The organism is Bilophila sp., from assembly GCF_057864385.1.
Window position 1 is genome coordinate 25459 of the sequence record NZ_DBMAFI010000010.1, and the last position, 24769, is coordinate 50227.

Annotated in this window: 21 protein-coding genes; 10 read left to right on the forward strand and 11 right to left on the reverse strand. The window is 52.1% G+C overall.

From position 1 onward, the window contains the following. Positions 1-51: 51 nt before the first annotated feature. The 3 genes from ACZM8Y_RS04805 to ACZM8Y_RS04815 form a co-directional block, all read right to left on the reverse strand. Positions 52-729, reverse strand: coding sequence for an adenylate kinase (locus ACZM8Y_RS04805; RefSeq protein ID WP_482333018.1), 678 nt, complete (start codon positions 727-729; stop codon positions 52-54). A gap of 108 nt (positions 730-837) precedes the next feature. After that, positions 838-1299, reverse strand: coding sequence for a YkgJ family cysteine cluster protein (locus tag ACZM8Y_RS04810; protein WP_302553344.1), 462 nt, complete (start codon positions 1297-1299; stop codon positions 838-840). A gap of 4 nt (positions 1300-1303) precedes the next feature. Then, positions 1304-1729, reverse strand: a complete 426-nt coding sequence (locus ACZM8Y_RS04815; RefSeq protein ID WP_479858437.1) for a CoA-binding protein — start codon at positions 1727-1729, stop codon at positions 1304-1306. 355 nt (positions 1730-2084) lie between these two features. On the opposite strand from ACZM8Y_RS04815, the gene ACZM8Y_RS04820 reads away from it, so the two are divergent. The 8 genes from ACZM8Y_RS04820 (at position 2085) to rpsT (ending at position 13396) form a co-directional block, all read left to right on the forward strand. Further along, positions 2085-3305, forward strand: coding sequence for a M24 family metallopeptidase (locus ACZM8Y_RS04820; protein ID WP_479858438.1), 1221 nt, complete (start codon positions 2085-2087; stop codon positions 3303-3305). A 298-nt stretch (positions 3306-3603) separates the two neighbouring features. Next, entirely contained in the window at positions 3604-7038 is a 3435-nt protein-coding gene (mfd, locus tag ACZM8Y_RS04825; RefSeq protein ID WP_489501616.1) for a transcription-repair coupling factor, read from the forward strand. Positions 7039-7261: 223 nt separating this feature from the next. Further along, a complete protein-coding gene (locus ACZM8Y_RS04830) occupies positions 7262-8188 on the forward strand; it encodes a SurA N-terminal domain-containing protein (protein ID WP_337430912.1) in 927 nt (308 codons plus the stop codon). 36 nt (positions 8189-8224) lie between these two features. Beyond that, complete coding sequence (locus ACZM8Y_RS04835) at positions 8225-9097, forward strand: RodZ domain-containing protein (protein WP_479859256.1); 873 nt, start codon at positions 8225-8227, stop codon at positions 9095-9097. A 3-nt stretch (positions 9098-9100) separates the two neighbouring features. Further along, positions 9101-9871: a DNA repair protein RecO gene (gene recO, locus ACZM8Y_RS04840; RefSeq protein ID WP_479859257.1), complete on the forward strand. Its 771-nt coding sequence runs from the start codon at positions 9101-9103 to the stop codon at positions 9869-9871. Positions 9872-9966: 95 nt separating this feature from the next. Further along, complete coding sequence (locus ACZM8Y_RS04845; RefSeq protein WP_302553338.1) at positions 9967-10842, forward strand: glycine--tRNA ligase subunit alpha; 876 nt, start codon at positions 9967-9969, stop codon at positions 10840-10842. Then, a complete protein-coding gene (gene glyS / locus ACZM8Y_RS04850; protein ID WP_482333292.1) occupies positions 10842-12929 on the forward strand; it encodes a glycine--tRNA ligase subunit beta in 2088 nt (695 codons plus the stop codon). Before ACZM8Y_RS04845 ends, glyS begins: the two co-directional genes overlap by 1 nt. Positions 12930-13123: 194 nt before the next feature. Then, entirely contained in the window at positions 13124-13396 is a 273-nt protein-coding gene (rpsT, locus tag ACZM8Y_RS04855) for a 30S ribosomal protein S20 (RefSeq protein WP_302553345.1), read from the forward strand. 76 nt (positions 13397-13472) lie between these two features. Here the strand turns inward: rpsT and ACZM8Y_RS04860 are convergent, their stop codons facing one another. From ACZM8Y_RS04860 to ACZM8Y_RS04890, 7 genes are all read right to left on the reverse strand, one after another. After that, positions 13473-15032, reverse strand: coding sequence for a DNA repair protein RecN (locus ACZM8Y_RS04860; protein ID WP_482333289.1), 1560 nt, complete (start codon positions 15030-15032; stop codon positions 13473-13475). 128 nt (positions 15033-15160) lie between these two features. After that, the gene (locus ACZM8Y_RS04865) at positions 15161-16024 is read right to left on the reverse strand and encodes an ABC transporter permease (protein WP_482333287.1); all 864 of its coding nucleotides are present in this window, start codon (positions 16022-16024) and stop codon (positions 15161-15163) included. Next, positions 16021-17031: an ABC transporter permease gene (locus ACZM8Y_RS04870; RefSeq protein ID WP_479858930.1), complete on the reverse strand. Its 1011-nt coding sequence runs from the start codon at positions 17029-17031 to the stop codon at positions 16021-16023. Before ACZM8Y_RS04870 ends, ACZM8Y_RS04865 begins: the two co-directional genes overlap by 4 nt. A gap of 21 nt (positions 17032-17052) precedes the next feature. Continuing rightward, positions 17053-17577: a hypothetical protein gene (locus tag ACZM8Y_RS04875; RefSeq protein ID WP_308771163.1), complete on the reverse strand. Its 525-nt coding sequence runs from the start codon at positions 17575-17577 to the stop codon at positions 17053-17055. Between the two features lie 10 nt (positions 17578-17587). Next, complete coding sequence (locus ACZM8Y_RS04880; protein WP_302553332.1) at positions 17588-18202, reverse strand: hypothetical protein; 615 nt, start codon at positions 18200-18202, stop codon at positions 17588-17590. 128 nt (positions 18203-18330) lie between these two features. Beyond that, a complete protein-coding gene (locus ACZM8Y_RS04885) occupies positions 18331-18759 on the reverse strand; it encodes a hypothetical protein (RefSeq protein ID WP_479858931.1) in 429 nt (142 codons plus the stop codon). Continuing rightward, positions 18752-19597: an HD domain-containing protein gene (locus ACZM8Y_RS04890; protein ID WP_489501619.1), complete on the reverse strand. Its 846-nt coding sequence runs from the start codon at positions 19595-19597 to the stop codon at positions 18752-18754. The genes ACZM8Y_RS04885 and ACZM8Y_RS04890 overlap by 8 nt, the downstream gene beginning before the upstream one ends. A gap of 116 nt (positions 19598-19713) precedes the next feature. Between ACZM8Y_RS04890 and dnaE the strand changes: the two genes are divergently transcribed. Then, positions 19714-23241 carry a DNA polymerase III subunit alpha gene (gene dnaE, locus ACZM8Y_RS04895; protein WP_482333279.1) on the forward strand — a complete coding sequence of 1176 codons (3528 nt, stop codon included), beginning with the start codon at positions 19714-19716 and terminating at the stop codon, positions 23239-23241. A gap of 22 nt (positions 23242-23263) precedes the next feature. Then, a complete protein-coding gene (queD, locus tag ACZM8Y_RS04900) occupies positions 23264-23647 on the forward strand; it encodes a 6-carboxytetrahydropterin synthase QueD (protein ID WP_479858934.1) in 384 nt (127 codons plus the stop codon). A 681-nt stretch (positions 23648-24328) separates the two neighbouring features. On the opposite strand, the gene ACZM8Y_RS04905 is transcribed toward queD, so the two are convergent. Further along, on the reverse strand, positions 24329-24769 hold the full coding sequence (locus ACZM8Y_RS04905; RefSeq protein WP_479858621.1) for a EutP/PduV family microcompartment system protein: 441 nt from the start codon (positions 24767-24769) through the stop codon (positions 24329-24331).

Here is a 24769-nt window from a genome sequence, read left to right on the forward strand (position 1 = left end):
CGGCAGGCCGATCGAATTTTTTCGATCGGCCTGCCGTTTGGAAAGCAAAGACTAGTTCAGCCCTAGTTCCTTGGTAAGTGTTTCTTTGATGCTGTCGATCGTGCCTTGGCCATTAAGGACGATATACTTGGTTTCACCTTTTTCGGCCAGGACCTTGAAGTAGTGGGCGGCAGCCAATGTCCCCGTTTTGTCATCGTAATAAATATCGTGGCGCTTGTTGATCGCGGCTTCATCCTGATCGTCAGCACGGGCCGTGAGTTCGCCGCCGCAGACCCGGCAGACATCCCCGTTGGGCTTGATGGCATCAATAAAGATATTGTTGGGATGGTTGCCGTCGTTTTTGCACACTCGGCGGCCCATAATGCGATCGCGGGCAATGTTGCGGGGCAGATCGATTTCCACCACATAGTCAAGCTTCATACCCTGTGCCTGCATCGCCTTGTGCAACTGTTCCGCCTGAGCGATATTGCGGGGGAAGCCGTCAAGCAGCCAACCGTCAGTCCCTTTGGTCTTCAGGGTTTCAAGGACCATAGGAATGGTAATGGAGTCAGGGACGAGCTCGCCGCGATCCATATATTCCTTAGCCTTTTTGCCGAGCTCGGTTCCACCGCCCACATGTTCGCGGAAAATGGCTCCAGATTCGATATGGGCCAAACCAAACGCCTTCTTAATGAGAGCGCCCTGCGTGCCTTTGCCGCTGCCGTTGGGACCGAACATAAGGATATTCATGATCCAAAATCTCCTGTGTAAGAGGTCGTATAGTGCTGGCGTCTTCAGAACAATCTGAGGCGGAAGCATGAAACCCGCCCAGAAGGTTTGGGCAGGAATTCTGAAAAGTTAAAAGGAAGAGCCCGTGTTGGAAACCGGCAGAAGTGCGTGCCCCTCATGCTCCGGATCAGAGGCCACGAGCCCGTTTTCTTCCAGATAAGCCCGGCCTTCCTCTACGAATTCCTCATGCGTTGCATCAGGGCGTATACCGGGGCAAAAAGCCTTGGCCAGATGGAGGCTTTCGGCATCAGCCATGTTTCCGCGGAAAAACGGCCATGCCCGGCAAACATCTGGCTTGATGGCATGGACGGTACAGCTTTGTCCGGCCCGGAAAAAAATACAATTCCCGTCTTCACCCGTCTTTACTTGCCATTTTCCATTCCGAAAAACGCCGTAGGCATCAAGGAAAGCCTGTTTTTCGAGATTCAGGCCTTCATAAAGGCGCTTCAAATCCTTGGGGCTCAGTATTATGCCGCCTTCCCCCTCGCAGCATTGACCGCACATTTGGCAGTCAAAAACAGTTTTTTTCATGATATCAATTCCCTAGAAGGCGTTTGTGTTCAACCATGATGCATAAATCTTCGACGACGGCGATCCCCGCCTTACCAGCGATGGAAGCGGCTTCAGGGCTCACAATGCCTTCCTGCATCCAAAACAGTTGGGGGAGGGGTGAGAGCGCCACAGTCTCCCGCGCATGAGCAGGGCAGTATTGCGGTGCCCGGAATACATTAACGATGTCAATAGGGAAAGGTACTTCGGCAAGCGAAGGATAGGTTTGAAGTCCCCACACGTCTTTGCGTACGGGATGAACCGGAATCACTTGGTAGCCTGCTTGGATGAGATACTTCCCAACGCGATCAACAGGTTGACCTTCTTTATCTTTTGCTCCGACGACGACAATTGTACGGGCTTGGGTCAGAAATTCGCGCATCCTGCCGTCGGAAAGAAACGTCTGCAACATGATGAACCTCACAAAAAGAGTGCAGGAGAGTTTAGTAGGTTATGCCAATAAAGGCAATGAAAAGGTTTTAGGTATGTATTCTTCGTCTGGGATAACATGGAAAGATTTGCTTTTCAGCTAGTTAGTAAAAACCTTTTTGATGTTTTTAACTAGCCCATAGCTTTTAAAATTATGTAAATTTATAACAACAAATATCCTACAACTCAACCAATAAAACTATTTCCCAAAATTCCAAAAACATATTTCACCCCCGTTATTGCAATGAAAAACAAAATGAGGAAAATTCCAAGGATCAATGACGCAAAAAAATCCGTTAAAACGGAATAAAACGAGCTTATTGTAAGGAGAGCTGATCATGGCGAGCCCTGATATGTTACCGCTTGGAGAGATAGAATTTCGGCATACCCACTGTCGTCGCCTGTTGCGCACGCTCACTCCTGATGCAGGGGGGATGCTCGTTACTTCCCGGCTTGGTATTTACTATTTGACAGGCACACTAGGGTGGGGGCTCATATGGCTGCCCGTTGAAGGAGAACCCGTGTTATTGCTCCGCAAGGGAGTAGAACGTGCACAAATGGAATCTCCCTTGCGTCACATTTTCCCCTTTAAATCATATAAAGAAATAGCCTCTCTGTGCGCCGGGTGCGGAAGTCCGCTTTCTCCAGTCATTGCCGTTGATAAAAATGGATTCAACTGGTCGATGGCGGAGATGCTGCAAAGCCGTATGGAAGGCGTACGATTCATTTCCTGCGATGCTGTCCTTGCTCAGGCTCGATCCGTAAAATCTGAGTGGGAACTTGAAAAACTGCGTCGATGCGGGGCATTGCATGCAAAAGTTTTGGATGAAGTTCTCCCAGAGCGCATACACCCCGGCATGAGCGAGTTTGATATTGCAAGAAAGTATGTGGAAGCGGTGTTTATGTGCGGCGGGAGCGGCATGTTGCGGATGAATGCGCCGGGTGAGGAAAATTTCTTTGGTTATGCCTCTGCTGAAACGTCCGGCATTTATCCCACCTATTATAATGGCCCCCTTGGCTGCAAAGGTATGTGCCCAGCCGTTCCGTTTATGGGAAATGCTGAACGCCTTTGGCAGGAACGCGCTTTGCTTTCCGTCGATATGGGGTTCAACGTGGAAGGGTATAATACGGATAAGACACAGGTGTATTGGAGTGGTACGGCCGATACGATCCCTGACTCTGTTCGGCGGGCGCATGCCGTGTGCGTTGAGATTTTTGAACAAGCCGCAGCAGCTTTGAAGCCGGGAGCTGTTCCGGCAGAAATATGGGCAGGGGCATGTGCCATTGCCCAACGAGAAGGGCAAATGGATAGATTTATGGGATTAGGGCGTGACAAGGTTCCATTCTTGGGACATGGCATAGGCTTGACTGTCGATGAGACCCCGGTTTTTGCTAAAGGCTTTACCGCCCCGTTGGAACAGGGCATGGTTGTCGCCATTGAACCGAAAATCGGCATCCCCGGTGTCGGGATGGTTGGCCTTGAGCATACGCTGGAAATCACCGCATCAGGGGCTCGTCCGCTTACGGGGACATCAAAACATCTCATTTTGATCAATTGATTTTTTTCATAACCCGTGCGCCTGCTGTTAGATTGTGATGCCCTAACCTAAGAAGCTGACTTGTTCAGCCTCCATAATCATTTTGCCTTTGGATAAGAGCTTATGGGACCTTCACCTATTCAATTCTTCTGCTTGTCCATTTGTTTAAAAGCATAAGGATAGTTTTATTTTCAGCTTTTGTCCCGGATCATCGCCATGCGGAGCGAGGCTTGACAATTGGTGGGAAAGCTTCATTGATTCCATGTGATTTGGGAATGACGTTCAATGGTTGAGAGGTACTTTCGTGTATACAGATGTGATGGCCGAGATCGCTCGCCTCAAGGATGGGCGGATACACGTTGCGCGTGCGGGGCTGGTTACACAGGCGCGGCTTTGCGTAGATATGTTCCAACAGGGCCGTGGTGTGGCTTGGGTTGTAAAAAACAGGGATGAATTGCTTACCGCCCGTGCCTTAATACGGCTCTTCTCTCCTGAGTTGTCCAGCGGGGACTTTTTGCCGGATGCCCTTCATAAAAGTGGTTGGACGTCGTTACCGCCGTTTCCTCCTCGTTCGGTCAACCGTGCAGGCTGGACGGAACGCTTGGCCGCCCTATACGCCTTACGCAGTGGACAGGCCAAAGGGCTTATCCTGACCGCCGATAACTTGCTTCCCAAACTTGTCCCTCTGGATTTTTTTGAGAATCGGGAGATTAACCTCATCCAGGGGGAAGACGTCTCGTTAGATATGCTCCTTGAACAGGCCGTTGAGTGGGGCTATGAGCGCGTCTCCATGGTCTCGAATCCGGGAGAGATTGCCAGACGAGGTGATATCCTCGACATCATGCCTCCCGGTTATGACAAGCCCATACGTCTTGATTTTTTTGGAGATCTTATAGAAGATATTCGCCTTTTCGATCCTGTGAGCCAGCGTTCCAAGGCAAATCTTTCCGAAGTACGGATTCTTCCCGTGTCACCTATTCGACAGTCACCCGCAGACCAAGCAAAAATGCAGGCCCGTTGGAACAGCCTGTTTCAAAAAAGCATGCTGACTGAAAATGAACGGTTTGGGCTGACGCGCTTACAAGAGCAAGGTGATTTTCGATTATTGCCGGGTTGTTGTTATGACACGGCGACCAATCTGGAAGGATGGCTTCCTGCTGGTACAGTATGGGTCTTGCCGGGGCTCACCGAGCTTCGGGATATGTTGTCTTCAGCGGAATGCCTTTGGACGGAAGCCCTTGAAGCGCAGGATGTGGAAGGCCGCCCTCAGCCGCAACGTTTAGCCATACGCGGCGCAAACGATGCGGAAAGTGCTTGCGAGCGGTTCGCCTGTATTCACGCGGAACCTCTGGTGATGGACGTCGCTAAAAAAGCCCATGATCTGCCGGAACGGAGCCTTTCTTCGTTCGAGGATCTGTTTCCTTCGATTGCGGAGCGGGATCGCCCTTGGCAGACACTCGTTCAGTCACTGAAACGGTGGCAGATCGACAAGCGGCAGACGATTTTGTGCTTTGCTTCCGAAAAGAGCCGAACAAAGTTTTTGAATCTTGCTTCTCAGGATGGTTTGGCCCCTTTACTGCGGTATTCGGCGGAACAGCATGGCCTGTTCGCTTTGGTGACACCGTTTCGGGCTGGCGCTGAACTGATTTGGGATCAGAGCATCCTACTTGGGGAAGACCTCCTCCAGCCGCACGCGGAAAAAAGCCGCCGCGTTCCTACTGGAGCCTTTAAAGGGCTTGACCGGTATGACGAGTTGAAGCCCGGCGACTTGCTGGTTCACCGGGACTACGGCATTGCCCGTTTCGGGGGCCTGTTGCGTATGGAGACAGGCAGTACGGCCAACGATTTCCTGCTGCTGCACTACTCTGGGGATGATCGGCTTTATGTTCCCGTGGATCGCCTTTCCCTCATCCAACGCTTTAAAGGTGGAGGGGAAACGCAGCCGTCACTGGATCGTCTGGGCGGTGGGTCTTGGCAGTCCGGAAAAGAAAAAGCCCGCAAAGCTATTGAGAAAATCGCCGAAGATTTGATCGAAATGTATGCATGGCGTAAGGTGGCTAAGGGCTTCCGGTATCCCCCACTTGGGGAATTGTACCATGAATTTGAAGCGTCCTTTGGCTTCGAGGAAACGCCTGATCAGGCGAAAGCTATACAGGACGTTCTGGCTGACATGGAAAAGCCAGAGCCTATGGATCGGCTTGTCTGTGGAGATGTGGGATTCGGCAAAACGGAGGTTGCCCTACGGGCGGCCTTCAGAGCCGCTTCAGAAGGGCGTCAGGTTGCGCTATTGTGTCCTACAACGGTCCTTGCCGAGCAGCATTATCAGACCTTTCGCTCCCGGCTTTCGGGCTTCGCGCTCAATGTCGGCTTGCTAAGCCGTTTCGTTTCTTCGGCCAAGCAGAAAGAAGTGCTCAAGGCGGCGGCTTCAGGGCAGATCGATATTCTTATCGGCACACATCGGCTCCTTTCGGACGATGTGGTTCTCCCGAATCTTGGTTTGCTTATCCTTGACGAAGAACAGCGTTTCGGTGTCCGGCACAAAGAGAAGCTTAAGAAGATCAAAAAGAATGTCGATGCGCTCACATTGACGGCTACACCGATCCCCCGGACGCTTCAGTTATCCATGTCCGGGGTACGTGAGCTTTCAGTCATCGAGACGGCACCTCCAGAACGCAAACCCGTATCCACGGCGCTGCTGGAGCGGGACAAGGCAACGCTCCGGCAGGTGATTGAACGGGAATTGTCCCGTGAGGGGCAAGTTTTTTGGGTTCATAACCGGGTGCAGGGACTGGAACGGGTCGTCGAGTTCGTCAAGGAACTGGCTCCAAATGCGCGCATCGGTATGGCGCATGGACAGTTGCCGGAAAAGAAGCTTGAAGAAACCATGCACGCGTTTTGGCATGGCGAGTTGGATATTCTGGTTTGTACCGCTATTGTTGAGTCGGGGCTGGACTTCCCTCGGGCCAATACGCTGATCGTCGATCAGGCGCATCTTTTCGGTCTGGGGCAGTTGTACCAGTTGCGGGGCAGGGTGGGGCGGTCAGATCGGCAGGCTTTTGCCTGTTTCGTCGTTTCGGGTTTGGACCGCCTGCCGGCCGCAACGAAAGAACGCCTGCGTATCATCCTTGATATGGATTATTTGGGGGCAGGCTTCCAGGTTGCAATGGAAGATCTGCGGCTGCGTGGCGCCGGAAATATCCTTGGTGAGGTTCAGTCCGGTCATATGGGGCGTGTGGGGCTTGAACTGTATCTTGAAATGCTCGAACAAGCCGTCAACAAGATCAAAAATGGCGGCGTCTCGTTACAGGTTGAAACGGAGCTCAACTTAGGGCTTACCGCCCATATCCCCGAGGACTATATTACAGATGGGCGGGAACGCCTGAGCTGGTATAAGCGGCTGTCCGCTGCTCCGGATGCCCAGGCCCGCCAAGAACTCGAACTTGAGCTCCGAGATCGTTTTGGCGTTTTGCCGCAGCCCTTGGAAGTCTTTATAGCGGTATTGGCGCTTAAACAATTCCTGAGCGGTGCTCAAGCCCTGAAAGCCGACGTATATGAAGATCGGATCCGCATTCTGTGGGATGAGAAGCAGACCGCTATCGCCCCCGAAAAACTGGTGCCGTTCTTGAGTGCCCAAAAAGGCAACGCCAAACTGATTCCCCCATCAAGTCTAGAGTTGAAGCTGGATATGCAGTTGCCTACCCCAAGCAGGTTGGATGCCGCCAGGCTTGCGCTGGGAACGCTTCTGGCGGACTGATATGCGCCCGGAAGCGTTAGAAAGTCTTGGCGTTGCAAGTTGGCAGGAATCAGCGTATCTTGCCTAACAATTGTCGTACAGGCAGCACATCAAGAAGGTTTTCCATCGGATCGAACGTATTCCGAAAAACGTTCCTCCTAAGGAAATCTTTTTGTGTGCCCAGTGTTACGAAACAAGGATGGGAGTGTTTCAATCCCAGAGCCAGAATATCAAGGAGCATAGCGTGCGCATCGTCAGTACTGCGTTTCTTTTGGTGTTTTTGATCACGTCTTCCGCACACGCCGCCATCAATGGCGTTGCCGCCGTTGTGAACGGCGAAATGATAACAGTGTTTGACTTACAGGCCGAAACCGCCCCCGAAGCCATGCGGCGGGGATTGAATCCTAAAGATCCCAATCAGGCCGCCGCGATAGAAGAGCTGACCAAGGTAACGCTGGAACGCATGATCAACAACATTATCCTGACGCAGGAAGCCCAGCGCCTTAAAATTTCGGTGGGCGACAGCGAAGTGGATAATGAAATACAACAAATCATGTCACGTAATAAAATGACGCCGGAAGAGTTCCAGCGCCAGCTCCAGATCCAGCGCACGACGGAGAAAGATTTCCGTGAACGCATCCGCAGCAGCCTTTTGCGGAACCGCCTCCTTGCCAATATGGTCGGCCGTAAAGTCATTGTGACGAAAGAAGAAATCGCCGATTATTATAATCTGCATAAGCAAACGTTTATGAATAACCAGAAAGTCCGTTTCGCGGTTATCGTATATCCGCCTACGGAAAATGCCGAGGCGCTTGCCGCCCGCATCCGTAGCGGCAAGCTCTCCTTTGAACAGGCCGCCCGTCAGGTTTCCGTGGGGCCTCGCGCTCAGGAAGGTGGCGATGTGGGTGTTGTGGATTGGAACAGCCTTGATCCTACATGGCAGGATCGCCTCTCTCAGCTCAATCCGGGAGATGTTTCCGGATTGTTTGAAGTGAACAACGGACTGAAAGGACAGTTGAAGCTTCTCTCAATGGAGTCCGGAGAGGGGCAAACCTTGGAGGAAGCCACGCCGCAGATCGAAAGGATTTTGCGTGAACCGAAGCTCCAAGAGCGCTTCCGTGAATACAGTGAACAGCTCCGCAAGCGGGCTGTGGTTGAGATCCGCCAATAACTATCCCTTTGCATTCGATTTCCGAAAGGACACAGCATGGAAGAGACGGAAACTGTTTGGACGCTGGCAGATTTTGGGGCTCTGCTTCGTGAGAGGCGTATTCATAAGGGGCTGGCGGAAGAAGATGTTGCCGCGCAACTCAAGATTACCTCTCGGCTGGTTAAAGCTATAGAGGAAGGCGACATGGAAGCTATGCCCCACGCCGTATATGCCCGGGGGTTCATTCGGGCGTATGCGAAACTCCTTGCCGTCGACGACAGCATTACCCACGCTGCGTGCGCGCTGCTCAGAGATCCAGAAGAAGAGCTGCGTGAACAGGAAGTCCGTGTTGTCCCCACTGCGGCACGTCGCGAGGAAAGGCATGTGCCTTGGCTTGCCATCCTTTTGTGCGCACTGTTCCTTGCGGGAGGGGCATGGTATTTTCGGGACAGCATTCCCGGACTTTCCACCAATACGGCAAGTCAGGAAAAAGTGGACCCGGCGGCGGTGTCTTCTCCGATTGTCCCCGAAGCGGTTCCTGCTGTGGCCACGACGCCTACCGTTTCTGCAGGGCCGGTTGCGAACGCGACGCTTCCTTCGGCATCAGAGGAACCGATTGTTTTGGGTGGAACGCCCCTGCCTGCTGAAACGGAGATGTCAACAGCGCAAGAGACGCCTCAGGTTACAGGGCACAGTATGTTGTTGACGGCACAGGGCGACTGCTGGGTTTCGACGACCGCAGACGGCAAAAACAGCCAGCGGATCATGCATAAAGGAGATACCCTGAGTGTCGACTTTCAGGAAAAGCTTGTTATAAAATTGGGCAACGCGGGAGCCATGCTGCTCACGTACGACGGCAAGGAACTGCCCCCTGTAGGAAAAATTGGTCAGGTCAAGACTGTCACGTTCCCCAATGACGCTCAGAATTAGTCTATGGAATGGTCCGACACAGCCCTTGTTTTGGGGGTAGGGCGCTTTCGGGAATCGGATCTTTGGCTGCGCATGTTGACGCGCCGCCACGGTATCGTCTCGGCGTTCGCCTTTGGCGGCAGCCGGAGTCGCAAACGATTCTGCGGCTGTCTGGATCTTTTTAACGAACTCCAGATCAGCACCAAGACGACTCGAAACGGGATGTACCTCTCCTTACAGGAAGGCAATCTGATTCGTGGCCCCCGACGTTTGCGGACGGACTGGAATCGGCTGGGCATGTTCATGAACTGTGTCCGGTTTGTTGAAGCGCTTGGCGTTCCTCAGGATGGTGCGGATAGGGTATTCCTGCTTCTCAAGGATACGTTGGAACTTCTCGAACAGTCCGAAACCGTTCAGGATATTCTTCCAATCCTCTTTCGGTTGCGTTTGGCGTCTCAGCAGGGATACGCTCCCGCTTTGACGGCATGTGTTTCTTGCGGGAAAAAAGATTTTGATCATGCTGGGTTTCTGGTTTCCGAAGGAACCATCATTTGCCCGGATTGTGCTTCCGGACGAGGAAATATTGTGGAAATCAGCGGCAAAACCCTTGACGTTTTGCGCCAAGTACAGGAAGTATCACCCCTGCATTGGCATTTTTTGACGTCTGGTTCTTTGGAAGGAGCGGACGCAGTATTGCTCCCGGCGGGACGACGTGAGTGCGCGAGAGCGGTGGATGGCTTTGTGCAGTATCATTTGGGCCTGACTTGGGACAGGGGGCGGTTTCGGAGAGTGTAATCCGAAAGATTCCGAGTATAAAAACGGTCTGTTGTGGCCGCTTTTTCAGAAGGAAATCCCCCACTGGTGAGTGCCGCTATTGTCATGGAGGAAGCATGTATTTTCAGGATGTAATTCTCACTCTGCAACGCTATTGGGCGAGCAGGGGATGCGTCGTTGCTCAGCCGATGGATATAGAATGTGGTGCCGGTACGTTTAACCCATCGACATTTTTGCGTGTTATCGGGCCTGAGCCGTGGAATGTGGCCTATGTGGAACCTTCCCGGCGTCCCACGGATGGGCGGTATGGGGAAAACCCCAACCGGCTTCAGCACTATTTCCAGTTTCAGGTCATTTTAAAGCCCTCACCAGATGACGTGCAGGATCTTTATCTTGGCAGCCTTCGCGCATTGGGGATTCACCAGGAAGAACATGACATCCGTTTCGTTGAAGACGACTGGGAATCTCCAACCCTCGGTGCGTGGGGACTCGGCTGGGAAGTGTGGCTGAACGGTATGGAAGTGTCGCAGTTCACCTATTTCCAACAGGTCGGCGGGATTGATCTCTCGCCCGTCAGCGCGGAGCTCACCTATGGCTTGGAGCGTCTGACCATGTACTTGCAAGGGAAAGATTCCGTTTACGACATTCAGTGGAACGAGCATGTGACCTATGGTCAGATCTACCATCAGAATGAAGTTGAGCAGTCCCGCTATAACTTTGACGAGAGTGACGCCGCCATGCACCGTGAGCACTTTGACCAGTTCGAGGCCGAATGTCTTCGCCTCGCTGCTCAGGGACTGCTTTGGCCCGCGTATGATTATTGTTTAAAGTGCTCCCATACGTTTAATTTGCTGGATGCGCGGGGAGCTATTTCCATTACGGAACGCACCGGTTATATCGGGCGTGTGCGTACATTGGCCTCATCCGTTGCGCGTCTGTATGCGGAGCAGCGTAAGGAAATGGGGTATCCCATGCTCGGAGGGAAGCGGTAATGTCCACCTTTGTTCTTGAAATCGGCACGGAAGAATTGCCGGCCCGTTTTTTATCCAATGTTGAAAAAGAACTGGCGGAGCGGTTCACGGTTGGGCTGGAAGAAGCTGGCTATACATTTTCCCTTCTTGATACCTGCGCTACGCCGCGTCGCTCCGTGGTTCTTGTGGAAGGGCTGGAAGATACCCAGCCTACCAAAGAAGAACTGGTTATGGGGCCGCCCGCCCGCATCGCGTTCGATGCCGAAGGGAATTCTACCAAAGCCGCTCAGGGTTTTGCCAAGACGCTCGGCATTGACGTTTCCGCTTTGACCAGGACGCAAACCGAAAAAGGGGAATACCTTTCCGGGATGAAGAAAACCGGCGGCGTACCTACATTGGATGTGCTTGCCGGTTTGTGCCCGTCCATTATCGCGGCTTTGCCCTTTGCCAAGCGCATGCGTTGGGGAGACGGCGAGTTTGCGTTTGCCCGTCCCATCCGTTGGGTTCTTGCACTGTTGGGCGATGTTGTCGTTCCGTTTGAAATCGGTAAGGTCGTTTCCGGACGGGTTACACGGGGGCATCGTGTGCTTGGCCCCGGACCCTTTACAATTAAGACCGCGGACGATTACGTGCCCACCATCGTAAAGGAAGGGGCCGTTCAACTAAAGGCGGCTGAACGGCGTGCCTATATCGTCAGCGAAGGGAATAGAATCGCGGAAGCGGTCAATGGCAAAATCATCTGGATCGACGGCCTGCTTGATGAAGTTCAAGGATTGGTTGAGTGTCCCGTACCGTTGCTGGGGGACTTTGATCCTGCTTTTCTTGAGTTGCCCCGTGAAGTCCTGCTGACCAGTATGCAGGAACACCAGAAGAGCTTTGGGGTGGAAGATGCTTCTGGCAAGCTCATGCCGCACTTCCTGACTGTTCTGAATCTGCGCCCGAAAGATCTTTCCCTTGTCAAAAAGGGATGGGAACGCGTGCTCCGCGCCCGCCTTGAAGACGGGCGGTTCTTCTGGAAAACCGATCTTGAAGCTACATTTGATGAGTGGCTGGAAGCGCTTGATGCGGTCACATTCCTTGCTCCTTTGGGGAGTATGGGCGAAAAGACCCGCCGTATCAGCGCGCTGTGCCGCTGGCTTGCCGAGAAGGTGCAGCAGGATCAGGAACAGGCCGCGCGGGCGGGGCGGCTTTCCAAGGCGGACTTGGTTTCCGCTATGGTCGGCGAGTTCGATACGTTGCAGGGTGTCATGGGCGGAATTTATGCCCGTAAAAAGGGAGAAACGGAAGCCGTCGCAACCGCTCTTGCCGAACAGTATCTGCCCTCCGGCCCTGATTCGCCCGTTCCAGCCACAGAGCTTGGCTCCATCCTGTCGATCGCGGATAAGGTGGATACGCTTGTCGGATGCTTTGGGCTGGGCATGATCCCCACAGGTGCGGCCGATCCCTATGCACTCCGGCGTTGTGCTCTCGGCATCACCCGTATCATGCTTGAGCGTGGCTACCGTTTTGACGTCAAAGAGCTTTTCCTGGAAGCACAGAAGCTGTACGGCGATCGGAAGTGGAAGCTGGCCCCCGCTGAAGCGCTCGTGAAACTGAATGAATTTTTCATTGCCCGTGTAAAGAACTATTTCCTGACACAGGGTAAGGATACGTTGCTTGTCGAGGCCGTGACCGCTGTTGAGCCCGACAACGTATGGGCTCTCGGCCAACGTCTCGGTGCTTTGGAGACCATGAGTCGGCAGGCTGATTTCCCGCAGGCCGCACAGACGTTCAAGCGCGTCGCCAATATCATCCGTAAGCAGGGCCATGAAGCAGGTGTGGTTCTTCAGGGTACGTGGAAACGTGAACTGTTGCAGGAACCGGCGGAAAAAGCGCTTGCGGAAGCTCTGGAAAAGATGTTTATTGCGTTTGATGCTGCCTGGGCAAATGACGATTTTGATGCGCTTTTCTCCATGCTGGCAGCACTTCGACCGGCTGTAGATGAGCTTTTCGATAAAGTCATGGTTATGTGTGAAGATCCTGATCTTCGCGCCAACCGTCTTAATATGCTTAAGGCATTAACCCTGCGCATGGAGCGGCTTGCCGATTTTTCGGCGCTGCAACTTTAGCCCCACATGGCTCTCTGGCGTAGTCCGGTCGGGGAGCCATCGCCATAACGCATTCGGAACGGTTCTGCGCGGCTGCACAGGAACTTGGCTTCCTGAAAAGACTTGACTGAATACGTAAAAGAAGATAAGGATATCAATTCAAACTGCAACCACGCCGCGTCTCGGACGCAGCAAGACGTACCCGGAGGGAAATCGTGGCCAACCACAAGTCTGCTATCAAGCGTCATAAGCAGAGCGTGAAGCGCGCTGCTCGCAATCGTACCGTCAAGACCCGCATCAAGAATGTGGTGAAATCTGTCCGCGCCGCTATCAAGGCTGATGATCAGGCTACCGCCGCGCAGCTCCTGAGCACTGCCACTTCTTCTCTGGATAAGGCCGCCACCAAGGGCGTCATCCATTGGAAGAAGGCCGCCCGCAAGATTTCTCGCCTTGCCAAGGCTCTCAACGCTGCCAAAGCTGCCGCGTAACGCATCTGGTTTTGATGTAAAAAAAGGAAGGGGATTTCGCCTCTTCCTTTTTTTATGTATTGTTATTAAGGGAAAATCAGCTTTCAATACCGGCCATACGCGCCAATTCCGTTTTCCGTTCTCCTTCATCAAGACGGAGGCATTGCGTAAAGGTCTTGCCGTCTTTGACCTGCTTCGTCACGCGGAAGTGGCGAAGGGCTCTGGAGGCAAGCTGCGGCCAATGCGTAATCAAAAGCATCTGCCGATGTTGTGCAAGAGCTTCGAGCCGCTCAGCAACCTTGTTGAGGGTGAGCCCACCAACTCCGGCATCCACTTCGTCAAAAATAAGCGTGGCTTCTTCATCGTGTTCCTGTACGGAAACGACCGCGAGCATGAATCGGGACAGTTCGCCGCCTGAGGCGATTTTGTCCAGAGGCTGCGGTTGCTGACCGGGATTGGGAGACCACAAAAGTCTGACCCGGTCTTCCACACATCCGGGGAACAATTCCACTTCCGACCAGTCTGCGATGACTCGGACATATTGGGAAAAGCCCAATCCCTGCAACTCATTTTCCAGCTTTTGGGTGAAAGCCACTCCCGCCTTTCGGCGTTCGGGATTTAACAGTGCCAATGCACTCGCGAGTTGTTCCTGAAGCTGCTTTTCCTGTTTTTCTACTTGCCTGATATCCAGTTTGCAGGCATCAAGAAATGAAAGATTTTCCTGAATTTCTTCCCTGAGGGCAAGAATCTCTGGAAGTGTCCGGTGGAGCTTGCGTTTAAGCTGGGCCAGTTCAAAAAGCCGGGCTTCTATCTGTTCCGGATCGATATCCGTCTGGGGCAGGGGAGGGCGGCGCAGTTTCCGCTCCAGCTCGGCAACCGTCTGGCGAAAAGCGACTACCGATTCAAGGTATGCGGCCATATCCTCATCATCTCCAGCCAGCAATTCCAGTGCGTGCTCCAGATGCCCGAGCTGTTCGAGGAGGCCTGTTTCATCGCCACGCAGGAGCATTTGCGCCCGCTCGTAATGCCGCCGCAATTGCTCAGTCCCACGCCACTCAGCGCGCATAGCTTCGAGCTGTTCTTCTTCGCCCTCAGCCGGATCGACTTTTTTAATCTCCGCGAGGTGCATTTCAAGAAGCTCCCGGCGATCCGCAAGATCCCTGAAACGAATACGGAGCGCTTCCTTTTTTTCGACCGCTTCCTTGAGTTCTTTTACCAGAGTGTTTCGTGTCGCCAAAAGATCAGGCCGATTCATCCAATCATCAATCAACTTGGCCTGAAAATTCGGTTGGAGCAGTTTTTGTTGCCCATGCTGGCTCGTATGGACGAGAAGGGTGGTTCGCAGTTCTTTGATGGTTTCTTGGGAGGCCAGCGTATCGTTGATGAACAGACGGCTACGCCCGGTTTCCGCAATCAGTTCCCTGCGGACGATGAACTCTTCCCCGGAACGCATAAAAAGGGCCTCGACCTGAGCCCTCTCCCTTCCCGGACGAACCATGTCCGCACCGAGTTTCTCCCCCATCAAAAAGTTGAGCGCCTTCAGAATGAAGCTTTTCCCAGCCCCTGTTTCCCCGGTAAGAACATTCATGCCTGGGGCAAATTCCAGTTCCATGTCGGATATCAAGGCGAGATCACGAATATGCAAATATTCAAGCATAATAAGGAATACTCGTACGAAGAAAGGTCATGACTTGCAAGGCCGTTCGCAGGTTTCACCGCGAACGAGAGCCACCATAGGGGGATTACTCGAATGATGCAAGCCGCGAGGGAAGGGCTGGTTTGCGTTTACCGCTTGAGCCGAGGATCAAGCGTATCCCGTAGGCTTTCTCCCAGCAGGTTGTATCCCAAGACAGTGAGCAGAATGGCAAGCCCCGGATACAAGGATAACCACGGTGCGATTTCGAGGACGTCCTTGCCTTCCATCAGCATGTTCCCCCAACTGGGATCCGGCGGTTGGACACCTAGCCCAAGAAAACTGAGTGAAGATTCCACCAAAATGGCCCCGGCGATGCCGAGTGTGGCGGAGACAAGGACTGGAGTCAGTGCATTGGGAAGGATATGCATGACCATAATGCGAAAAGGGCGGGTACCGGCCAAGCGGGCGGCCGCGATAAAATCCCGTTCGCGCAGGGAGAGGGTTTCAGCGCGAACCAACCGAGCCACCCCCATCCATGAGGTCAGTCCGATAACTACCATAATCGTATTCAGGCTTGGCTCTAAAAATGCAATAACGGCAAGGATAAGAAAAAAAGAGGGAAAACAAAGCATGACGTCGACGCCGCGCATGATGATTTCATCGACGATCCCCCTAAAATATCCGGCGAGCAGCCCCAAGGTAATGCCTATGGCTATGGAGATGCTGACGGAAACAAAGCCTACCCAGAGCGAGACACGCGCACCGTAAAGCAGGCGCGAGAGTACATCCCGGCCCAAGGCATCCGTCCCCAAAGGAAACTGCGCGCTCGGCGGCATCAAGATGGACTTGAGGTGTAACGCCGTAGGATCATAGGGGGCAAGCCATGGGGCGAGGAGGGCGGCAGCAGACATGATGATGACGATGCCAAGGCCGATAAAGAGCATTCCACGTCGGGAAAGGATGGCACCGAGGCGCTTGCAGAGGGGGGTGAAGAACGTCTTGTCTACGGTCATTGGCGTTTCCCCTGAGCGCGAATCCGGGGATCTGCGAGTCCGTATCCGATATCAGCAAGCATATTGCCCGCGAGCGTGAGTACGGCGCCGAGAACTAAATTTCCCATAATCAAAGGATAGTCCCTTGCCATGACCGCGGCATAGAAAAGCTGCCCCAAACCAGGCAGGGCAAAGATGGTTTCAATAATGACACTGCCTCCGATAAGTCCGGGCACAGAAAGGCCGAGCAGGGTAATGACCGGGAGGAGCGCATTGCGCAGAGCATGCCGGAAAATAACCACACGTGCAGGCAGCCCTTTGGCTTTGGCTGTGAGGATAAAATCTTGCCGCAAGACTTCCAGCATGGATGAACGCATAAAGCGGGACATGCCTGCAACGCTTCCCACCGTGATGACGGTAATGGGCAAAACAAGGTGCCTGCCCAGATCCATCAGCTTCCCCCAGAAGGACAGCGATTCATAATCAAGGGACATCAAACCGGAAATAGGCAACCATTGGTGTTCCAAACCTGTATACAGCATGAGAAGCAGCGCAAGCCAAAAGCCCGGCATGGCGAATCCGAGAAAGACGAGTACCGTCATTCCCTTGTCAAACAGTGAGCCTTGTTTCCATGCGGAAATGACACCGATGGGGACGGCGATGAGCAACGTCAACAGAAGGGAAATCACGTTGATGCCGATAGTCAGGGGAAGGCGCTCAGCTATTTTTTCTATAACGGGGCGGGCATCACTGGACATGGAGTTTCCGAAATCAAGCTGTACGATCCGCGACAACCAATCGAAATATTGGACATACAAAGGGCGATCAATCCCATAAAGCGCTTCAAGACGGGCCCGCGCCGCCTCCCCCGCAAGAGGGTTCAGCGTCGTCTGCATATCCGTCGGCGTCCCCGGAGCCAGATGGATAACGAAGAAGCTGACGAGGGTAATCCCCCACAGCACCAGAAGCATCCAAATTGTTTTGCGAACGCAACGGAGGATAAAGGAAGTTGTCTCGTTCGTGAACATGGTCGCCTCCAGCGCTGTGGGCTATGCCTGCTGACTCATCCATGCGGACATGTCTTGAACTTCCTTATTCCAAAGGCTGGAAAGGCGGATATCCAAAAACTGCTTGTAACAAGCGTCAAAGAGCCCCAGACAGAGCTCCATCAGATACATTTTTTCAAGAAAGGCGGCATCGGGATCGTCATCTTCTTCTCTTTCCACCTTTGGCGTCTTGAAACTGCCAAGAGAAAAATCTTCAGCCTTTACAGTTGTTTGCCAAGCCAATTCTTCCCGTTCAAAACGGACAAGGGCCCTCGTCACCTTTTTGCCGGTTCGCAAACCAAGACGGACTTCACGCAGTTGGGAAAGGGAACCGGACACGGAGGCCGTTTCCAGATTTTCCCCTTCGCCTCCCTGGACAACGATCCGCTGTTCAAGGTTTATGGAAAAAGGCACGCCTTCTTTATCTTTAAACCCCATAGGTTGCGTTTCACTACGAAACCAAAGCCACGTCAGGAATTCTTGGCCGAGCACCATGTCTGTCGTCTGGCCGAGATAAGGTTCATTCATTGTCGGCCCCTTATACAAAGCTGGTGGGTTCAAGATCATCTAGCCGGGCCAAAGTTTTTTCGTCCAGCATGGAGGCTGCCAAGGCGTACGGCGTCATCGGTTCCAAGTGGAGATCAAAAGTCAATGTAAAATGGTTCATGAAAAGTTCAATGAGTTTTGTTTGAGTGGATGCCAAATAGACGATGTTGGTATCGGTTGCCCACGCCACGTCAAATACGGCAGGAATAGGGAGAAAACGTCCCATGAGACGCAGTTTGACCTGATCCCGAAGCTCATTTTTCCGATCCCGGGCGATGAATTTTTTCCCTTGTTCCTTGATGCGGGCTTCTTCTTCACGGAGTGCAATCGTAACATATTTTTTCAGGACGGCAGGAGGAATCCTGCGCGTGTCCAGACGGAGCGCAAAAGCGAGGTACGCACCTTTTTCTGGTGGAGCAGAGCGCCATTGCATATCGAGCATGTCCTCAAAACTTGTCCATCCCCATCCACGTTCCTCGGCGATATCGTCGATATCCTGAAAGGCAAATTGCCGGAGCTTTGCGGGGATTTCCATCCAAAGTTCTTTGGGGACGGGTTCCGTAATTTTGAACCGGGTAAAACTGCAGCTAGCACTGAGAATGCCCATGAGTGTGTCCTTGAATGAGGGTAACGAAAGAAAGTATTTTTACGCTAAGGACGCATCTTGTGGCAAGTGTAAAAATGACGCATAATGGGAATTATGTAAACTTCTGTTTACTTCCATATTATAAAATATCATACAATCCACACTGCGGCAATCGCCCCACCCCAAAAAATATCCCTCCTCAAAGGAACAACCCCTAACTGATGGACAACGCCTTCAATACCGCCATACAGTATAAACCGTTTGTACAACTCATAATGCGTGCCTATCCATTCGCAACAATGTCCAAGCCAATATGCGGGAAAATCTAGGTTCCTTTCCGGCAACTTGTAATCTATAAGGAGAACCCCCCTCGGACATTGCTGTGCAGCTCTTACCAGCTTCAAGGCCTCCCCGAAAGGCATTTGGTGCAGCAGACACACAAAAATGGCCTGTTCCCCTGCTCTTTCGTCATTCCAAAAGTCCTTGGGGGTACGGTAAATACGGGATGCATTCAGCCCATGCCGTAAACAAAAACGCTTGATGTCCCGCTGGAGCGACGGGTGAAAAAAGTCAGCCACGGAGATTTCCTATAGTGGAGAACTCATTGAGCAGATATGCTGTTACGGGTTGCAATTCCGGTGTCGAAGGTAAACCTTTAAGGACTTCTTGAAGAAATCCAGACGCTACACATGCTTTCTTTGAAGACCTAAAGTGGAGATCATGGATCCATGATCCCAGTAATATTCGGAAATCATTTATATAACGAAGATCGCGATAGCTGGGGACTTTCCCGGAAAGAACCGTATCCACAATAGATTGCGACCATAATTGGGGAGCATCCTGAACATGGAGGACAACGTCCCGCGTTGGAATGGGCTGTGAAAGATGCCGGGCCATGATGCGCATGATGTCCAATTTATCCGCATCCCGGACAACATGGGCAATAGTGAGGTACGGTTCCGGCAAAGCCGGGAGTGCACATCTGTTGTGTAAGGCGATGGCTGTGAGTACCCATTTATGGATATTTTGGGGTTCGCCCGTCAGAAAATGCTCTTTTTTCACGACGTGGACGCCAAGATAGCCATGATTTTCAGATTCGGCATCGCTGAATGTGCGCCAACGGACGTATTGGGGAAATCGTCCCGTATCATGGTAAAGTGCCGCAAGCAGAGCCGCCCTTCCCTCTTGGGAAGCAAGCCCCTCCTGAGTGATGATGGCACGGGCATGGGCTAAGACTTTATAGGTATGTTCCCGTTTGAGCCGAAGCATGTCACTGGGGTGTTCACGCAGGAACATGGACGCAAAACCCTCAAAGCGAGCTTCGTGAGCCCTGATGTCGTCCCAAGACGGAGGTATATTGTTTTCACAGGCATGCATCATGGAGTTGTTTATACCCCGAAGCAAGGTGATCGACAAGCTTCTATTATAGGTTTTTCTATTATAACCTTCCAGAAAGGTTCGTTGTGCCTACCCGCGTCTTTTGATAGGCTTATCGCCGTACCTCCTCACTCCATCTTTTACGGGATTGTTTCATGTCCGAATTTGTGCATCTGCATTGCCATACTGAGTACAGTCTTCTCGACGGCGCGATTCGTCTGAACGATTTATGCGCACGCGCCAAAGATTTCGGGATGCCTGCCACCGCGATTACCGATCACGGCAACCTGTACGGTGCGGCTTATTTCTATACGACCTGCAAGAGTTACGGTATCAAACCCATTATCGGGTGCGAAGTCTATGTTACCAAAGACCACCGGGATAAAGATTCCGAATTTTCCCGCGTCCGGCACCATTTGATTCTGCTGGCGAAGAATAATGAAGGGTACCACAACCTAGTTCGCCTTGTCTCCAAGGGCTTCTTGGACGGTTTCCACTACAAGCCCCGCGTGGATAAGGCCCTGCTCCGCCAATACAGTGAAGGGCTCATTGCACTTTCCGCGTGTCTTGCCGGTGAAATCCCCCGGACCTTGATGGGGGCCAACAAGCTAATCACGAATGGCGGGACGTTTGACGACGCCATCCGGCAGACGCAAGAGTACATGGATATTTATGATGGGCGTTTTTATTTGGAAGTCCAAGCCAACACGTTGCCTGATCAGGCGGCTTTGAACAATAAGTTGTTGGAACTTGCGGAACATACCAAAGTTCCTTTGGTTGCGACGAATGACTGCCACTACCTGAATGCTGACGACGTTGAGGCCCATGACGTCCTGCTGTGTATCCAGACACAAGCAAAAGTTAATGACGCCAAACGGATGCGTTTTGAAGCGCGGGATCTTTATTATAAGTCCGCCGAGGAGATGGAACAGGCTTTCAAGCATGTTCCCGAAGCCCTCTCCAATACGGTTCGTATAGCTGAAGAGTGCCATGTGGAGATGGATTTCACGCACCACTACTTCCCTGTATATGAACTGCCGGAAGGGATGACCCTGTCGACGGAGTTCCAACGTCTTGCGCGTGAGGGCCTCAAACAGCGTCTGGAAATGCACCCTGATAGGGATACGCTTGATCCTAAAATCTATTGGGATCGCCTTGAGATGGAGCTGAAGGTCATCTGCGAGATGGGTTTCCCGGGGTATTTTTTGATCGTGCAGGACTTCATCAACTGGGCGAAGGGGAACGACATCCCTGTTGGTCCCGGCCGCGGTTCCGCAGCCGGTTCTATCGTGGCGTGGGCTTTGCGCATCACAAACCTTGATCCCCTGCCCTATAACCTCATTTTTGAACGCTTCCTGAATATCGAACGTGTCAGCCTGCCCGATATCGACGTTGACTTCTGCGAAGACAAGCGTAGCCGCGTGATCCAGTATGTGAGCCAAAAATACGGCATCGACTCCGTATCGCAGATCACGACGTTCGGAAAAATGAAGGCCAAGGCGGTAGTCCGTGACGTGGGGCGTGCGCTGGACATGTCCTTCAAAGAGACCGACCGCATCGCCAAGCTCATCCCCGATGATCTCAAGATGACCATCAAGAAGGCGCTGGACGTAGAACCCGAACTGGCGACCCTCTATAAGGAAGATCGGATCATCCGTAAGCTGCTCGACATCTCCATGCGTCTGGAAGGGCTGTCCCGCCATGCATCAACGCACGCTGCGGGTGTGGTTGTCTCCGACAAACCGATGGATGAGTACTTGCCGATCTATAGGGGTAAAAAAGGCGAACTTGTCACCCAGTTCGACATGAAAATGGTCGAAAAGGTGGGCCTCGTAAAGTTTGACTTCCTTGGCCTGCGAACCATGACCCTGATCGACAATACCCTGAAAGCCATTGAGGAACAGGGGAAGAAAGCTCCTAACCTCGACATCCTTCCGCTGACGGATCCTGATACTTACGATGTTTTTTCCAGAGGGGATACGGACGGCGTGTTTCAGGTGGAAAGTTCGGGTATGCGCCAGTATTTGCGCATGCTCCGCCCGAACTGTTTTGAAGATATCATTGCTATGCTGGCGCTGTACCGGCCCGGCCCTCTCGGTTCCGGCATGGTCGACGAATTTATTAAGCGTAAACACGGCGAGGTGGACGTCACCTATCCGCTGCCGTCGCTGGAAGGCTGCCTGAAAGACACTTACGGTGTTATCGTCTATCAAGAACAGGTCATGCAGATCGCACAGATTGTTGCCGGATATACCCTCGGCGGCGCAGACCTGCTCCGGCGAGCAATGGGGAAGAAAAATGCCGAAGCCATGGCCAAAGAGAGAACCCTTTTCGTGGACGGTGCCGTCAAAAATGGCACCAGTAAGGAAAAGGCAACGGAAATCTTTGACTTGATGGAAAAATTCGCGGAATACGGCTTCAACAAATCGCACTCCGCCGCGTATGCGCTCATTTCTTACCATACGGCGTATCTGAAGACCCACCATAAAGTGGAATTCATGTCCGCCCTGCTCACTTCGGAAATCGGAAATCAGGATAAGATCCTCAAATATATTGCCGCCTGTAAGGACAACGACATTGAAGTCCGTCAGCCTGACGTGCAGGTCAGCCGCCGTGAGTTCATCGTGCGCGATGAAGCGGTCGTTTACGGCTTGGGCGGGATCAAGAATGTCGGCGATGAAGCCATCCGTGAAATCGTTGCCGCCCGTGAAAAAGATGGGCCGTTCCTTTCCTTTTTGGATCTGTGTGTCCGCGTCAACCTGCGGAAAGTCACCAAACGTGTCTTGGAAAGCTTGATTAAAGGAGGATCGCTGGATTGCTTTGGCTGTTCCCGCGCCGCTATGGTCGCAGCCATTGATTCTGTGGTTGCCCGTGCCCAGAAAAAGATTAAGGAAAAACAGTCCAATCAAATATCCCTATTGACGCTTGCGCCAAAGAAGGCTGAAGAGAATCAGGCGTCGGGGATAGGTTTCCCTTGCGAGGAAGAGCGCATTTCAGAGTGGGATGAGGATCAGAAGCTCCGCTTTGAGAAGGAAGCGCTCGGCTTCTTTTTAACAAGCCATCCTTTGCAGCCCTATCGACATGAACTGAATCGGCTGGCTTTGCGTCCGTTGGAAGACTGCCGGGAAATGGCGGACAAGGCGACGATCAAGTGCGCCGTACTGGTTACAAGCATCCGTGAAATCCTCAATAAGCGTGGAAACCGCATGGCCTTCGTCGCTGTAGAAGATCTCACGGCTTCCGGTGAAGTGACCTTCTTTACAGAGGAGTTGAATGCCAGCCGAGAGCTGCTCAACTCAGAACAGCCGCTTTTGCTGACCGCGACTATCGACAACAGGGAAGGCTCGTCTTATTCTTCTGATTCGGATGACGATTCGGACGACGAGGCCCCAGTCAAGGAAATCAAGCTGCGGGGCGTTTCGGTACAGGCCTTGAATGAAGCCTGCTCCGCAAGCGACGCGCCCATTTCATGGGAACTGGATCCCCGCCGCCTGAATGCCGAGGGGATGGAATCGCTCAAAGCCATACTTGAAAGACATAAAGGAAGTACGGAAATGCAGCTGGCTTTCTGTCTCGACGGCACCTTCTGCCGGGTACGGCTTGGCCCGCAGTGGATGGTTACTCCCGGCCCGGCCCTTCAGCAGGATATGCACCGCTGGTGTTCAGCCAACCCTATCCAATAACATACAGGAAGAAAGGAATACCATGTCTCGACCTTTTTGGAAGCTTACGGTTCGTTCCGAATTTTGCGCCGCGCACGCCCTTCGGCATTATAAAGGAAAGTGCGAGCACCTCCACGGGCATAACTACGCCGTCGAAGTGGTCGTCAAAGGGTATACGCTCTCGCAGGACACGGAACTTCTCATGGACTTTGGTGATCTCAAGGCACTTCTGAAACAGGCTCTCGAGCCTCTTGATCACGCCTATATCAATGATGTCCCCCCATTCGATGCCGTAAACCCCTCCTCTGAAAACTTGGCGCGCTACATCTGGAATCAGATGGCGCCCTCTCTTCCCGAAACGGTGAAAATGTACAGCGTAACGGTAGCCGAAAAGGGTATCCAGTCCGCAACGTACATGGAAGAATAGTAATTTAATCTATGGAATAGATTAGACTTCAGCAGTATAAATTATGCCATGACACATGGTGAAACACCTCCTTCTTGATTAATCGAGAAGGGGGTGTTTGTTTCTAGGTTCTTCATATTTTTCAAATTATTCTCCTTTATAATATGTACCCACTGGGATATTACATTTCTACTCTTCGTAATAGACAAGACTGGAACGTTCCAACTTCTGGTTCTACTTAATAAAAGAATGTATAAATCAGAGAGTAATAGAAATTATTCTTGTATAATATACTCGTGGATATGCCAGTGAAGGCTACATGAGGTTTTCAATGGAAGTAATATGCTTAAGAAAAAAGTTAAGTTTTTTTGACAAAACAGCAGATTATATAAGTGATACTAAAATTTCTGCTACGGAAAACAGGAGTGGTTTCGTTAGTGTTGTCAAAAATAATCTTATAAGCTTGAGGACTAGGCAAGGAAGGCATCAATACAGAGAAAAAAGTACAAGAGGCTTATGAAAAAGCTAAGAAAATGAACTTATTCCTGTTTACTAGGACAAAAAATATCATCGAAAGGAAAGTACGGCTTTTATCACGGACAGAATAGCTTCAGAAAATAATGAATCCCTCTTGGGCATAAAACCAAGGGGGATTCTTATGTTAAAAATATACAACCTACCCTGCTCTCTATCGGTCGGAACTCATTCCTTTTGGAGCCAATCCACCAGTTCCTGCAGGAGGTCGGGACGATCTTTTCCGAGAGGGAAGAAAGGCCCTGAAACGCCGTGCTCTATGAGCATGGCCTTGGTAGCTTCAAAATCGGCGTCGGGCAAGTCCACTTTCGTGATGGCGCAAATGACCTCACGCTGTGTATAAATATCCAGAAAGCCAGCGGGTAGACGGCACAGCGGATCATTGGCGGGGTGGACATAGATGAGCACGTCGGTATCCACAGTGGCACTGAGCAACGCCGGATAATACATAGGATGGCAGAAAAATTCGCCGGGAGTATCAACACCCCCATCCAGATCATATTGCATAGCCTGCGTTTTTTTTGCCTCGTCACACGCAATACCGTGAAGGGCCGCGTACAACGTGCTTTTTCCTGCGCCGACCGTACCAAGAAGAACGTAACGCTTCAT